At 37.5% G+C, this 15,326-nt stretch carries 11 protein-coding genes and 1 CRISPR repeat array; of the genes, 5 read left to right on the top strand and 6 right to left on the bottom strand.

Going from position 1 to position 15,326, the window contains the following annotated elements; all coding sequences use genetic code 11:
* Nucleotides 1-53: 53 nt before the first annotated feature.
* Complete coding sequence (locus BFU36_RS13280) at nt 54-698, top strand: helix-turn-helix domain-containing protein (RefSeq protein ID WP_069284462.1); 645 nt, start codon at nt 54-56, stop codon at nt 696-698.
* Nucleotides 699-1,364: 666 nt separating this feature from the next.
* On the opposite strand, the gene BFU36_RS13285 is transcribed toward BFU36_RS13280, so the two are convergent.
* Both BFU36_RS13285 and BFU36_RS13290 read right to left on the bottom strand, forming a co-directional pair.
* A complete protein-coding gene (locus BFU36_RS13285; RefSeq protein WP_069284463.1) occupies nt 1,365-1,769 on the bottom strand; it encodes a type II toxin-antitoxin system VapC family toxin in 405 nt (134 codons plus the stop codon).
* Nucleotides 1,756-1,992, bottom strand: a complete 237-nt coding sequence (locus BFU36_RS13290; RefSeq protein ID WP_069284464.1) for a CopG family transcriptional regulator — start codon at nt 1,990-1,992, stop codon at nt 1,756-1,758. The genes BFU36_RS13285 and BFU36_RS13290 overlap by 14 nt, the downstream gene beginning before the upstream one ends.
* Before the next feature lie 492 nt (nt 1,993-2,484).
* On the opposite strand from BFU36_RS13290, the gene BFU36_RS13295 reads away from it, so the two are divergent.
* The 3 genes from BFU36_RS13295 to BFU36_RS13305 all read left to right on the top strand — a co-directional run bounded on the left by BFU36_RS13295 (nt 2,485) and on the right by BFU36_RS13305 (nt 5,900).
* Complete coding sequence (locus tag BFU36_RS13295) at nt 2,485-3,504, top strand: DNA double-strand break repair nuclease NurA (RefSeq protein WP_069284465.1); 1,020 nt, start codon at nt 2,485-2,487, stop codon at nt 3,502-3,504.
* Between the two features lie 10 nt (nt 3,505-3,514).
* Nucleotides 3,515-5,212, top strand: a complete 1,698-nt coding sequence (locus BFU36_RS13300; RefSeq protein ID WP_231961178.1) for an ATP-binding protein — start codon at nt 3,515-3,517, stop codon at nt 5,210-5,212.
* A gap of 145 nt (nt 5,213-5,357) precedes the next feature.
* Entirely contained in the window at nt 5,358-5,900 is a 543-nt protein-coding gene (locus BFU36_RS13305; RefSeq protein ID WP_069284467.1) for a zinc ribbon domain-containing protein, read from the top strand.
* 942 nt (nt 5,901-6,842) lie between these two features.
* Nucleotides 6,843-11,726: direct repeats of the CRISPR family, unit length 25 nt; unit sequence GATGCATCCCATAAGGGATTGAAAG.
* Nucleotides 11,727-12,002: 276 nt separating this feature from the next.
* Here BFU36_RS13305 and BFU36_RS13310 read toward each other — a convergent pair.
* Nucleotides 12,003-12,194 (bottom strand): hypothetical protein, encoded by a 192-nt coding sequence (locus tag BFU36_RS13310; RefSeq protein WP_069284468.1) that lies wholly within the window; start codon nt 12,192-12,194, stop codon nt 12,003-12,005.
* A gap of 36 nt (nt 12,195-12,230) precedes the next feature.
* Complete coding sequence (locus tag BFU36_RS13315; RefSeq protein ID WP_069284469.1) at nt 12,231-13,658, bottom strand: TM1812 family CRISPR-associated protein; 1,428 nt, start codon at nt 13,656-13,658, stop codon at nt 12,231-12,233.
* A 606-nt stretch (nt 13,659-14,264) separates the two neighbouring features.
* On the opposite strand from BFU36_RS13315, the gene BFU36_RS13320 reads away from it, so the two are divergent.
* Complete coding sequence (locus BFU36_RS13320; protein WP_069284470.1) at nt 14,265-14,693, top strand: hypothetical protein; 429 nt, start codon at nt 14,265-14,267, stop codon at nt 14,691-14,693.
* An 8-nt stretch (nt 14,694-14,701) separates the two neighbouring features.
* Here the strand turns inward: BFU36_RS13320 and BFU36_RS13325 are convergent, their stop codons facing one another.
* Both BFU36_RS13325 and BFU36_RS13330 read right to left on the bottom strand, forming a co-directional pair.
* Entirely contained in the window at nt 14,702-15,094 is a 393-nt protein-coding gene (locus BFU36_RS13325) for a PIN domain-containing protein (RefSeq protein WP_069284471.1), read from the bottom strand.
* Nucleotides 15,078-15,305 (bottom strand): AbrB/MazE/SpoVT family DNA-binding domain-containing protein, encoded by a 228-nt coding sequence (locus BFU36_RS13330; protein WP_069284472.1) that lies wholly within the window; start codon nt 15,303-15,305, stop codon nt 15,078-15,080. The genes BFU36_RS13325 and BFU36_RS13330 overlap by 17 nt, the downstream gene beginning before the upstream one ends.
* Between the last annotated feature and the right edge of the window lie 21 nt (nt 15,306-15,326).

A 15,326-nucleotide genomic window follows, 5' to 3' on the forward strand; every position in this document is an offset into this window, starting at 1 on the left:
CCCATGTCCTCCTTTCAAAAAGAAATTTAAAGGTATAATCTAATATATTTATAATGAAATTTGTAGTAGGTTCTCCAGTCAGAGTCCTAGTTAAGGGCGTACATGTAGGTTGCTGGAGTACCGATGAGAGATTAAAATACCCGATTAAGGTTTTAGACTTCAGAATGATGGACAACTATTTGAGAATGCTGTTATTAATCCACAAGGATGATAGGAAACCCCTTTTAGAGAGGTTGAAGCAAACTTATAGAGTGTTTATCTTGACTAGTGCAACTAAGTATTCTAGGGATAAGATAATACTAAGCTTCATAAAAAACGTGAATAAAATTTCAATACCCAGAATGATTGACCAATACCACGGATTCTTTCTAGGTGCAACTTATAACCAAGGAATAGAAAAATGGGACTTCTTAATACCTAGCCAACACCTAGACTATATCATGGAAGGTTTGAAAAATATAATGATCAATATCGAAGTTAGAACTAAGGAATACAAACCAGTAAGCGAAGTAGAACTAACAGAAAAGGAAAAAGAAATACTAGAAACCGCAGTTAAACTAGGCTATTTTGAGTTCCCCAGAAAAGTAAACTTAGAAGACTTAAGTAAAACGTTAAACGTTTCCCCCTCAACTCTATTATACCACATAAGAAATATAGAAAAGAAGATAATGTTAAAACTGGTCAGTGAAGAGAAGTAATAATTATTGACGATTAAGCGATAAAACGAGTGAAATCCTTTCCTTTTTATTATACTAAGAAAGTTGCGAAATTAACAGCTTCAGCCATAAAGATTGCTCCTCCCTAAAGGGCGAGATAAGCCTCATCAGAAACGGGAGAAGAACCAAGGGCTATCTACTTGAAGGACTTAGGGCTTAAATTCAAAGGGAAAGCTCTAGTATGAAAGAGTTGAGGAAAACCTCACAAGGAGGGGACGGCAAAGCTTTAAGCATACTAGAGGGTCTCTAACCCTGTTTACCGGCAATCAAAATCGATGAAAAGAGAAGGAAATTTAAAATCCAATTTTTAGAGCACATGTTTACGTTATGGCGTCAGGAAATTTCACATTATTTTGAAATATAGGGATGGGTTTTCAAACTATCTTGAAAGTGAAGTGGGAAAGCCAAGTCTATTACAAATGTAATCTATAGTATGTTCACGAGATGTGAAAGTTGGAAGTAACATGTTTTAAAATTCTAAAAACAGTTAATTTTATAAAAGTAAGCTAAATCTTACTAACAAGTCTATTATTAAACGCTGTCTTTAGTAGTTATATGGATGATATCAGAGACACCAACTAGCTATAAAGGAAGTTAACCTTTGAATGGAACTAAACCATTCTTAAAAGAGACCTCTAAGGGAAGTAATTAAGGTATTTCGACTTTTACGCCTAAACTTCCTGCAACTTCAGCCTGTTTTACATCCCTCGTTATTAGTGTAGCTCCATGTCTTAAGCACGCCGCTATGTACAATGAGTCATAGAACGTGAGGTTATTGTTTATTGCGATGTTGAACGCCTCTTCGACGTAGTCCATTTCATTTAAGAGTATTAAGGTCTTCTCCTTTAAAATGTCGAATAGTATTCTCTTCATTTCAAGAGCTGTCCTAACGTCTATCAGTTTCTTTACGTTCGCCATTTTCCATATAGCGTTCATAGTCTCTTTTATAACATGGTCAATGGAATAGGCTGGTGTGAAAAGCCTTAATATCTTATCCCACTCTTCCTCCTTTAATATCACAGCAGTAAGGGCAGAAGCGTCAACTATCAGCATCCCTATCTTCCCTGATGAGCTCTGATGATATACCCCTTCTAAAGCTCCAGTTAGCCTCATTCAACTCCTTTAGGACTTTATCAACCCCCCTCTTAGCCTCAATTTCAGCAATCTTTTGCTCTACAAACCTCCTCAACTCCTCTGACCAATTAACCTCGTTTCTATATAACTCCATCTTCTCCTTTATCTCCTTTCTGACCTTAAAACTGACAACCTCAGACATAAAATTATACTGTAAAGTAGACCTATAAAGTTTACTCTAGGGTTTTACGTCTCAGCTTCCCGACAGAGAGGCTTTCATAAACTCTGTAATTTCCTCCAGGAAGTGAAACCCCTTAATTTTGCTTAAAATCAAACCTATCCTCGCCCTAAAAATACTTTTCCATAATAAAGAAAATTCAATTTATATCAACCAAATTGTTGCTCACACACCCAAATCTTTTAGTTAACCTTACAAATCTTTTCTTTTCCCCTACACCTTACTACCAACCCATCTAATCTTATTACCTAAACCATTCTTCTCCCCTCTTTGTGACTCTGTCCTCATTTTTCCCATCAATCTAAAGTTTTCAGTTATCTGAACGTTAAATCACCCATTGAATTTAGTTTAACTATTTTACAAAGTCGAGAAAAGCCCTCTATAAGCTCTTACAAAACTGTTTTCGACTCTCTATATAAGATAATATTTTTAAATGACAGTTGAGTAACATATTCTATGGGAATTGAGGACGCACTAAGGGACCTCATCCTAATCCTATCAAAGTTGTCTAAAGACAAGAAGTTCTTGGGAGTTAAGACTTCAAACATTGAGGAGTCCAACCCAGTTTTCTTTGAGGAGAACTTCACTCCATGCGACCCTCTATCTGACTTCGGTTACCTGGACAGCTCTTCTAGGGTAATTAGCATAAGGGGAGCTAACCTTTACTTCGCTTCCCTTTACGCTAACGATAGTGGGAGTCACATAATGGTACCCCTAAACACTTCCGTCCCCTTCATCGCCATAAAGGCATCTGAAGACGTGACAAGCGCTATCCAGAACTTAGGCTTCATAAAGGTCCAGAACCCTAACGGTGAACCCTATTCATTGGACTACAAGGACGACAACATCTTAGATGAGATGAGGATATCCTTAGAGAACTATGCTATAAATAAGTCTAGATCAAAGGTAGTAATAGTAGATGGACCCATCTTCCCTGGACCTTACTTAGAGATGGTCGGTGAGCCCTATAAGTCAGCCTTTGAGACATTAGCACTCCAGAGAAACACGGATAAATTAATAGGGATTGTTAAGAGGCTGAACTTCAGCAGAAAGTTGAGGAGAGTCAAAGAGATAGAGCAGAACTACCCAGAGCTAGTCAAGTCTGGGGCAACAGATGACATAATAGTCATGGAGATGGGGAAGGGGAGTAACGTGTACTTAACACCGATCTACAGCGAGGAAGTTACTATAAGGGACAAAGAGTTCACACGCTATATGGTCTACGTGAAGGTATTCGATAGCGTCTTCAGAGTGGAGAGCATGAGCAAAGATTTATTATGCAAAGGAGTTTCAACAGCTATAAAAAACGCCTCATTTAGGGGTATACCAACCTTCATTGAAGTCGCTGACAAGATGTCTAGGAAGTTGAGTGCCTCAGTCTACGTCTTGAGCTTTACCTACGCTAAGGGCTTAGTCGGTATTACATACGACGATTGGAACAGGTTTATTGAGGCTAATAGAGACCTAAATGATTAGGTGGGCTGTAATGGAAGAAAGAGATGAGGAAATGAAAAGGGATGAAGCCTTAGATAATAACAGACCAATAGGAGAGGATGTGGTCTTAAAGCTCAGCCAGTTGATAGAGGATGCTAAGCTAAGGGCTAAAAAGGAAGGTGAAGTTGTAGGCTTAGTATCGAGGGTAACGCCAATATCTCACGGTACTGAGACTAAGGAGATAAAGGCTGATGTTCCATTCAACGTATATCTGTCTAAGAGGTTTTTAGTAGGTAGCTATATAGGTATTTCTTTGCCTATTGCCGAGACTCTCATCCTAGGTAGGATAACCCAGGTTGAGAGGTCTGACATCCTATCCGTGTCGAGAGTCCCAGCACTTTTCCCCGTAGAAGAAGCCTCTGGAATGACGACTCCGCTCACCCTAACCATTGAGCTATTATCTGAAGAGGTAGGGGGTGAGGTAGTCCCTCCTTCATCCCCAGTAGATCCCCAGAGCCCCATCTTCGTTCCTAACAAGGAGTTCATAAAGAGAATGCTAGGAATACCAGATTCTGGTATTACAATAGGAAGAATAGTGGAAGGCTATAAAGAGTTAGACATAGAGGTAAAACTCACTGGGGAGATCCTAAGGCACCACGTACTTGTCGTGGGCACTACGGGTGCTGGAAAGACCAATCTCCTAAAGGTCATATTGAGGAACAGTGAAATACCAGTAATAGTCTTCGACATTCAAGGTGACTACGTTACCCCTGTCGCGAGAATGGGAGGTAACGTAATATTGCCCATTACTAGAGATTACGCTAAACTAGGCGTAACTGAATTCATCAATCTGTACCTAAAGAGGAGCAACCTACAAGGCTATACTATAGGGGAGATCGAAGGTAACAAAGCAGTCTTAAGAAACGATAAGGGCAAAGAGTTCAACCTTTACTTAGTAGCCTTCAGACTCACAGAAACCTATAATCTATTACCAGAGGTCTCACCGTTCTTTTCAGCCCAGGGTGGTGAGTTCTTCAAGATAGTAACGAGGGAATGCGGGAGTATTATCGATGAATGGGAAGAAATGTGCTCAAGTGCTATGAGGAAAAATAAGGTATACCCGACCACACAAGAAAACATCCTGAGGTCTGTTACCCTATTAAGAGAGACTGGAGTCATAGACGTAAAGATGAAAGAACTAAAAGGGTATTATTTATACGAACCGAACTATAAGGACTTGGTCAGTTCTGATGCGAAGTCGGTCGTAGATCTCAGGTGGGTCTCAGAAAAGGGGATCTCCTCTGCCACCATGTCAGCCTTTATCATAGCAGACAGGATATTCGAGCTCATAGACGATAAGTATAAAAAAGAGGGAAAGGAGACTCCCTTCTTGATGATATTCGATGAAGCGCATGAATACTTCCCCCAGAGTAGAAGAGACGAACAAAAAGATGCGTTAGAGAGGTTAATAAATAGGATTATGAGGTTAGGAAGGGTAAGGGGTATAGGTACGATATTGGCAACGCATAGGCCTACTGACCTCAACGACTTAATACTTACTTTGGCAAATACTAAGATCACTTTAAGGGCTGATGAAGACGCCCTAAAGAAGATAGGTATGGACAACTACGCAAGTCTCTTGCAGGCTGCCCCAGCTGGTTACGGGGTAATGAGGACATTCTCCTTAAAAGTCCATGACTTGTTCTTCAGAGCCCTTAAATACGATGACCGTGATAACTTTCAAGTATAGGGGGTGTACTTAGATATTTAAAGCTCATCCCTTGTATTAACTACTGATCTGCCTCAACTGGACTCTTCCAATAAATCGCTAACTTTGTAATTTAGAATCTAAAGTCTAAAAAAGACTTAAAAATCTCCATCTACAAGTATATACTATGGCAGCTAATAATCCCCTATATAACATGGTATGCCAACCCGTTGGTTTAGGTACTAAAATGATCCAAATACCAATCACTAGCTCATTAGACATGAGAAGACTGAGTAAGGACTTAAAGCTACTTCTGAGGTCACAGGGGTATACTGTTTACGCTACTTACGGCGAAAACGTCCTAATCCTCCAAATACACGCAGTTGGGATTAGGGGGCACTACTACACTGTTAAGATCTGTCAGAACAATAACGTAGTCCTTCTAGAGGCTGGGATAACTAATGGTAGAGTACAACTGGAGGAGGCTGGAATATCTGCTGGCATAGGCGCTGTCTCTGACGTATTCCTACACAACAGATTTTTAACACTACTCTCTGGAGCCTTTAGTGGTGTGGACATAGCTAGCGTCCTGGGGAGCTACCAACAAGAGAACCAAATACTGCAACAGATACAACAAGTCATTCTCCAGTACCAAAGGTGCCCAAACTGTGGACATCCAATAAAGGCTGGGTATAAATACTGTATAAACTGTGGGATAAGACTTTCTTAATTAGCTCAGAGAAGGCAAACCTCGCCTTTTAGGGTTAAAATGGAAAGTCAGAGGAGTAATCCAGAGAAGAGTGCTTAAACGGGGATGGAAAAGATTGGAAGCTAAACCCTTATGCCATAGTTCATGACGACTCAACCTTCTGACTTCTTTCAACCATAAAAAAGTCTCCTTAAGTACCTTTACATCTCTGACTTCCTCCTTACCAGAGGGGCTTTCCTAGACCCTAAAATTCGAGTAAACTTATATGCTTGCCCCAGCACTGACCTTGAAGTCAGTTTTAACCCTAAAATTTTCTAGGATGAATAGAATTTAACAAAATTATTTCCCTTACAATGGTTTTTAAGCTTAATAGAAGACAATATAAGGAATATACAAAGAAATGAAAACCGTAAAAATATTAGAATAATACAGCCTACTAAAAAGTGTAAAAACTATGGATTCTTTAACTACTGCAAACCAGTCAAACATGGTAATTTTTATTTGAGGGAAATATAGATTTTATAATGTAATAAAACCTTTTTATTTTAACGTCAATCCAATTTTTACGTTATAACGCGCTTATTTAAGCCCCTTTATAAACATAACTATAACGTTATGTTAAAAATCGTTTTATATATTCTATCATTTTCAATAAATCTTTAAACGCCTTATTACGATATAATAACCTTATAACGCGTAAATTCAAACAGTATTTGTCAGTCTTCATTAAGTGGTTTAAAAGTGTAAAAGTATGAGTCTCAATGCGAGAGTTGCGATAATCATTTGGTGAATTAAACGTTTATAAATTAACCCAAACTTTCAAATAAATTAAAAGTCCATGCGAGAGAAAAACGTTAAAGACTATTACTAGGAAAAACACTCGCATGATAGGGGAAGGTGACTAAAGTAAAATTTATTATAGGGGAAGGAGAAGATAAGGAATATGGGTTAATAAACAAATCAGAAGCATCCCATAAGGGATTGAAAGTAGCCCACGCGAAAAATATCATATCGATAAAATCTCCCAAGAAGCATCCCATAAGGGATTGAAAGAAATAATAGTTTTCAAAATTCTGTGGCGTCCACAAGTCCACAGAAGCATCCCATAAGGGATTGAAAGATTTCTTTCATGTATGAAATACACTGTGGGTCATTGATTGAAGCATCCCATAAGGGATTGAAAGAAATTTACATTATTTTGTAATCTATTACAGACACAAAAATGAAGCATCCCATAAGGGATTGAAAGACCCATTAAGCCAATACGGATATAATAGTAACATAGGGTTGTGAAGCATCCCATAAGGGATTGAAAGGAAGTTTTTATTTGATTATATATATCTTTCCAGCTCGTCATGGAAGCATCCCATAAGGGATTGAAAGAAATTTCCCGATAAACTCATCATACCTAAATAGTAAAAACGAAGCATCCCATAAGGGATTGAAAGCTCACTATATAAAAATAATTTTAGCAAAAGATTTTCTGAGAAGCATCCCATAAGGGATTGAAAGTTTAGAAATTGCATTCCTATCACCATTGTTGTAATGGAAGCATCCCATAAGGGATTGAAAGTATTTTTTGGTATTGGCAGTTATCGTTAGAAAGTAAGGAAGCATCCCATAAGGGATTGAAAGGGTTCAACAGTCTACCCAGTTTGAATCTTTAGCCTACACAACGAAGCATCCCATAAGGGATTGAAAGTTGATGAAATTGTATATTAGTAAATACAAACTCTGTCCCAGAAGCATCCCATAAGGGATTGAAAGTACGCTTTTTCGATCTCGTTCTTTATTTCGTCCAAACTTGAAGCATCCCATAAGGGATTGAAAGTTTGGATATGATTTCGCCGAAACCCATAACTTGTTTAACTGAAGCATCCCATAAGGGATTGAAAGCTCACCTTGTAATACATACACTTCTTGAAGTCAGTAAAAGAAGCATCCCATAAGGGATTGAAAGTTATCGATTTGTTAATCGGCTTAATGGTCGCAGGTCTCGTAGAAGCATCCCATAAGGGATTGAAAGTGTTTGTTGAAAATCTTTACAGCAATTTCAAAGTAAGACTCGAAGCATCCCATAAGGGATTGAAAGCTTTTCACTAAAATTTTTTAGTTTATAAATGTCTTTACGGAAGCATCCCATAAGGGATTGAAAGTCTTTCACGATAAAAGTCTACAATAGAATTGCTGGAAATGAAGCATCCCATAAGGGATTGAAAGAACCCACCTATTACTATAGGGGTTTTATCTGGTTTACTCGAAGCATCCCATAAGGGATTGAAAGAAATAATAACAGTATTATTCCCATAACCATGCCTGCTCCGAGAAGCATCCCATAAGGGATTGAAAGAAATCAGCTACAATCCAGAAATGTATTCCAATTTTTTACGGAAGCATCCCATAAGGGATTGAAAGTCGGGTACCCAGATCTCACGGTTTTTTATCTTGAGGCATGAAGCATCCCATAAGGGATTGAAAGATAAAGATATTTAGAAAAAGGGAAATAGAAGAAATAGAAAGAAGCATCCCATAAGGGATTGAAAGCTATTAAATTTGTAAACCTTTACTGGATTACTGTGCGAAGGAAGCATCCCATAAGGGATTGAAAGCAGTTCATAGTTTCTAAGATTTTCTTTTTGTAATCTCTTAGAAGCATCCCATAAGGGATTGAAAGGCTGGTATTAGCCTTAAGTCACTATTAATTACATTCAAGAAGCATCCCATAAGGGATTGAAAGATATGTAGCCTTTCCAATAGCTCGTCTATGTCGCCCTCAGGAAGCATCCCATAAGGGATTGAAAGATATCAAAAACCCTTAAGTCTGTTTCACTATCCTTTATAACGAAGCATCCCATAAGGGGTTGAAAGACCGTTTCCAGTATTTCTGAGATAATATCGCCCTTCATTGAAGCATCCCATAAGGGATTGAAAGTAAATTCACCGAGTTATTGCATCTTTCGCGTCTGGGCTTTGAAGCATCCCATAAGGGATTGAAAGTCTTCAGCCTTTGCAATAATAAGCATATTTTGGTCTTCGTGAAGCATCCCATAAGGGATTGAAAGTTACCGTTCCTCAAGTGCCACAAGTAGTACACTGCATCAGAAGCATCCCATAAGGGATTGAAAGGTCCTACTTTGGTTATATTGTTTTTATGCATATACCTATGAAGCATCCCATAAGGGATTGAAAGATAAGAAATACAAAGACTACACGCCGGACTTCTACGAGAAGCATCCCATAAGGGATTGAAAGATTGGAAATTTTTCTCTTATCGGTTTTGGTATCGTCATTGAAGCATCCCATAAGGGATTGAAAGTAATCTCCTGCTATCGCCCTATTCATTGTAACGGTATCGCGAAGCATCCCATAAGGGATTGAAAGGGTAAATAGTCGTAGCGAGTCGTTTTCTCGTAAGTAAATGAAGCATCCCATAAGGGATTGAAAGAATTACTTCAGCTATATCTTCAGCTACGTTAAAAATACTAGAAGCATCCCATAAGGGATTGAAAGTCAATTTTCCAAACTTTGAATTTTGCAAACCGCAAAGTCTTGAAGCATCCCATAAGGGATTGAAAGTAAGTGTTCAATAAGGGAGTACTGAAATTAGAACTGGAGTGAAGCATCCCATAAGGGATTGAAAGATTTTGTCACTTTGCACATTTAGATTAAAGTTGTCGAACAGAAGCATCCCATAAGGGATTGAAAGTAACGGTTAGCGAGATACAGTAGATTATTAATCTCATTCTCGGAAGCATCCCATAAGGGATTGAAAGACGTAACTTTTCCCCGTTTTTCTCATGAAGTTTACGAGAAACTCGATGCATCCCATAAGGGATTGAAAGGTTTTAAAATTTTGTTTTGAAAAATTATGTCCCCATATCTGATGCATCCCATAAGGGATTGAAAGGTTAAGAAATTTACTAAATAATCGCCCACACATGTTTTCGTGATGCATCCCATAAGGGATTGAAAGGTATTTTATTCGCTACATGTACTTAAAAATTGTATTTTTGATGCATCCCATAAGGGATTGAAAGAACTTATAGACCTTCACTAGATTACTATGTAATTCACGCCCGATGCATCCCATAAGGGATTGAAAGTTATCTCCCTCTTTTTCACCCTCAAATTTATCGAACTTTGATGCATCCCATAAGGGATTGAAAGATGATTTGTTGAACTATGTCCATAATTTTGTCGTTTAAGATGCATCCCATAAGGGATTGAAAGATTTCCAAAAGTTCTGATTTCTCAACATGATAATTTGAGATAAGATGCATCCCATAAGGGATTGAAAGATTTTGATTAATGTTAATTCCGCCAGGTGATGGATTATAAAGATGCATCCCATAAGGGATTGAAAGATTAATATAAGTATACATATAGTCACCCTGAGCAGAATTGATGCATCCCATAAGGGATTGAAAGTGAAGATTGAGAAGACCCTGAGGAGCCAGAACTTTGGATGCATCCCATAAGGGATTGAAAGCGCTAAACGGCAAAACACAAACAGTATTTACAATAACCAAGATGCATCCGATAAGGGATTGAAAGGATATTCTTCATGAAACCCTTCTAACTCTGCAACACCTAGATGCACCCCATAAGGGATTGAAAGTATTCGCCGGTTTTGTGATAATAATGTATTGCGAATCGATGCATCCCATAAGGGATTGAAAGTTATTCCTTCGTTTTCATATCTAACCACAAAGTAATATTGAGATGCATCCCATAAGGGATTGAAAGATAATAGCCCTTGACGCGTTACCGTAATGTCTCCACCAAGATGCATCCCATAAGGGATTGAAAGCTCATTTTACTGGGGAGTAAATTGAATTAAAAGGCAAGAAGATGCATCCCATAAGGGATTGAAAGTCTCTCTCAAATTGAATGATATGTGTAGCCCCTCTTAGGATGCATCCCATAAGGGATTGAAAGGTATCATATGTTATCCATAACGTTATTAGTGGTATATAAAGATGCATCCCATAAGGGATTGAAAGGATACCATTCTTTTATTTCAATGTCCCTCCCTATTTCCTTCGATGCATCCCATAAGGGATTGAAAGGTATAATTTATTGGTTTTATGTAGGCTGTAGACGCTATACTGATGCATCCCATAAGGGATTGAAAGGTGAAACAACCGTCTGGAATTTCTAATGAGACGATTTAGATGCATCCCATAAGGGATTGAAAGATACAGCACAGCACAGAAAACTACAAACCCCTGGTCCACCTTTGATGCATCCCATAAGGGATTGAAAGTCAAGACCGCAATAAACTCAGATTTGGAATCAATTGATTGATGCATCCCATAAGGGATTGAAAGTGAAGATGTTGAAGAGCTAATAGATTTTGTCAAAAAATGATGCATCCCATAAGGGATTGAAAGGAATTAATATACATATGCAATATTTTATACTTCATAAGATGCATCCCATAAGGGATTGAAAGAATCCATTAGCCCGTAGTACGGGTGAATATTGGTCATTATGACGCATCCCATAAGGGATTGAAAGTAAAGTGAAATATTAGAAACACTAATTGGAATTAATAGATTTTTGACGCATCCCATAAGGGATTGAAAGGTTTTGTTGTAAAAGCTTATCTTTATTGAAAATTATGGACGCATCCCATAAGGGATTGAAAGACTGTATATAGTACGTTACCCGTAGCTTGTGTTTGAGATACGACGCATCCCATAAGGGATTGAAAGATGTTTTGTAGTTTAAGAAATGGAACCTAGGTACTCTCGGGACGCATCCCATAAGGGATTGAAAGGTTTCGTATGAATATACTTTGTTATCGATAGGATTTATTAGATGCATCCCATAAGGGATTGAAAGCTATTCTTGATGACGTCCATAATGAAATTAGTATCGACTTCATGATTCATCCCAAAAGGAACTAAAATACATTTAAAGCTAGTAAAAACCCAGTGAAGTTTTTATGGTATATTATAAATAGAAAATCTATTAACTTCTTCAGAAGCTAGTCTCTTCAAAAGTTTCCTCATATATGTCTTTATATATTATTTTTATACTTTCTAAATTCCTCTACGTTTTTTATAGCAATATTTTTCATCCAATAAAGTTTTGTGCAAAATTGTTTCCCTCTGTATTTTATCCGTGCATTGCCCTTCTCTTAACTATTGGTATTTCGTTTTCTTTTACTAATATAACGCCCCATTTTCCTAGTATTTCTATCTCTTCTAATACAATAATCTGAAACTCCCTCTCCTTAAACTTTTCTGCTCGCTTACTGTCTTTAATTGCCAATACTATGATGAAATAGATGTTTAGGAAATAACGCATTTTAAAGGTACAAAATATAAAAAATTTTATTTCACTTTACATTATCTTATTCATTACATCATCTAGGTCCTTTGTTAAACTCCCTTTTACATACTCCTCTATCTTTTTCTTACTTATTTGGACATTGGCTTTTATTTCCCCGTTTCTTACCTCAGTTTTCATGTCTTTGGATAGTCCACCATGCACTAAGTAATTCCTCAATTGCATTATAGCACTATGCTTATTTCTTAATATATCATTTGTTATTTCATCACATTCTTTATATGTACCATCATTATCATCGAAGACTCCTCCTCCTTTATCGTTTAGGCATTTTGCAACAGGTAATTCCCTAGCTAGAGACAAAGCTTTATCATAAATTGACGCATTAATATATAACTGGACTAACTCCCTTAACCTCTCTATATCGTCTTTCCCACTAATGATAATTTTATTTACATTTAAAGTCGAGTAAAAATTGGAAATAACTATTTCCTTAATATTTTCTAAATTAGGGTGGTCATACCATTCTCTGTAAAAATTAGATAAGTTAGATACATCATCTTTTAATTCAGATAGATATTTACTGACATCGTTCATAGAATTTATTGCATTGACAGTAAAGCCATTCCTTAAATTCCACAAAAGGTCTATCACTCTATTTGGGTCTTTAGCCTTTATTTTATCGATAACTTCTTTCTCGTTATCATTAAAGTTCTGGGGATTAATATTTTTTAACCTGCTTATATAATCTCTAAAGTACCTGTCATCAAGCTTTTCTATAGATGAGACTATCATTAGTGAGTCCTTCATAGATTCAACTATATCTGTGAGCTCTACAATATCTACCTCATCTTGGCTTGGTGCTCCCATTATTGGTGATGCGAAAAATCGGGATTTGAACAGAGCCCCCACAGCCATAGTTATTGACGTTAAGACGTTAGTCCCGTGAGTTAGATCTATAAACACCTCATTATTTTCACTTAAATCATGCAATATAGTATAAATAGTATTAAAGATGAATACAGGGCTTCTGGACGTAGAGTACTTAACCCTTTTATAACCCTTATTGTCCTTTTCTAGTTGTCCATCACTATTAACCTTTATTGCCTGCCCTATGCCAACGTTGGGTATTACCTCAATCTCTAGCTTATCGACTAATGATTTGATATCTTCCTCAATATCTTTAGTTATTTTATTTTCACCCAATAGAGATTCTGCCCTATCTGAAATAAGTTTTTTATACCCTTCTTTAAGGGTATTTATATCGTCGGGAGATAGTTTGTTCCCGGCAATATCCTTATTAGATAATAAGCTATCTGGAAGTAATGCTATAGTTTTATCAACTTCAAAAATTTTAGATAGTGCGTGAGCGGAAAAGAACGTTTTTACTCCTTTCCCTTCAAATCTGTATGTTATAGGTTTATAATTTGTCACGTCCCCAGCTAAATATACTAGGCATTTGGATTTTTTTTGAGAGCTCATCAAGTAAGGAGTATACTAATAATAAATTATAAACATTTTTGATGAAAGCCTTACAGGGCGAGGATGAAAAGTGTTTAAAGTCTTTTTCCACTTTATAGGTAGAGGGGCTAAAAAGAGGTGGGTTAGAAATCAGAGTTTGAAGATTCACCTATCTCCCCTCTGCCCGTTCTCGTACCTAATCATGGAAAAACTACTTCTCGTCATTGAGTGGTTTAGAGAGTACAAGCCAAAGAGTTTATTGAAAGGTACTCATGAGTGAGAGAAAGAAGTACCATCAAAGGTCTATCGCAAAGTGTAGTTAAACAATCCTGAACTCGGTAGTTATCTGCAAAGTATCTGTAACACTAATTCAATCGATCATGGTCCTATGAGATAGGTGTGAGCACTAATCGATGAGAAGGACTTCCTTAAAGGGAAGAAGTGAGACATAATTCGAGGCTATGGGCAAAGAACTTTAAGGCTGAAGGCAAGTAAATAGTCCCATTTTTTAAATTTTCACGCGTTTTTTGATCAATTCATTTCTTCTCGTTAAACGTGAAGCTATTAGACAAAACAGTTACCTAAGCTTGCGAAAACTCTTATAATCCATGCTGGATAAGTGATGCTATGGACTGGCGGTATCTGATCCCTCCTATATTGTTGATCTCCTTAGTCTTTGGTTTGCTTGTAGCCAGTTACGTCTTACCTTATGTTCAGAACCCCACGATAAAAATTACTCGTTCGTTCCTAAACGACGATTACCTCACACTTTACGTAAATGTTTCTACGCCATCAGCTTTGGGATCACACTACTTCTTTTACGTGATAGGGCTTAGGCTACTAAATAGGACTATAAAAGTCTCAAGTCCAACTTGCTTCTTTAACTTTGGTGGGAACACTATGGTTTATACTGTAAACGTACCATTACCTCAAAGCGTTGTTAACGAATTGATAGGAAGGAGGGTGAAATTTGAGGTAATGTTTGAGGTCAAAGTTGAGTCCAGTATTAACACATATGTATATAAGTACTATAACGTCAGTAGTACACTCCTTTAGGGTCAGTCCTATACAGTGTTTATGCCGTATTTTTTAGCTAGGCTTGAGAGCCTCTTATCAAAGGTAGCGAGGGGTAACTTCCTAAGTATAGCGTGGGAAAGTATGACCACGTCGTTATATCTAGAGAGTGACAGCCCCTCTCTGGTCATTATCTCAAATGCCTTCCTTATCACTTCATAATCGTCACAGACTACCTCAGCCTTTGGGTTCCCTAAGTAGGCTGTTACGTATTCTAAGTCCTCTAAGTTGTTAGCCCTTAAGAACCATACTAATTCGTGGATGACTATTGAAGGTATTACCCAGGTTTCAGCTATATCGAGTAGCTCCTCAGCCTCTTTGTGGAACTGTGAATCCTCTATGAGGTCAAAAATGATAACGTTAGTGTCAACCAAGACTTTCATGCATACCTCTCTCTACGCTTTCGTCTATGTATTCCAAAGTTACGGGTTTATTGAGCCTTATCCTAGGTCTCTTAGACTTGACCTTCTTTATCACTATCCTATCACCCTCGACGTAGACTTCTAAAATGTCTCCTTCTTTTATCCCTAAAGTCTCCCTTACAGCAGAAGGGATAGTTATCTGGTAATTCCTAGTAACCTTAACCCTTTCCATATGCTACTATTGAATTTACTA

The organism is Sulfolobus sp. A20 (genome assembly GCF_001719125.1).
Taxonomy (GTDB): Archaea; Thermoproteota; Thermoprotei_A; order Sulfolobales; family Sulfolobaceae; genus Saccharolobus.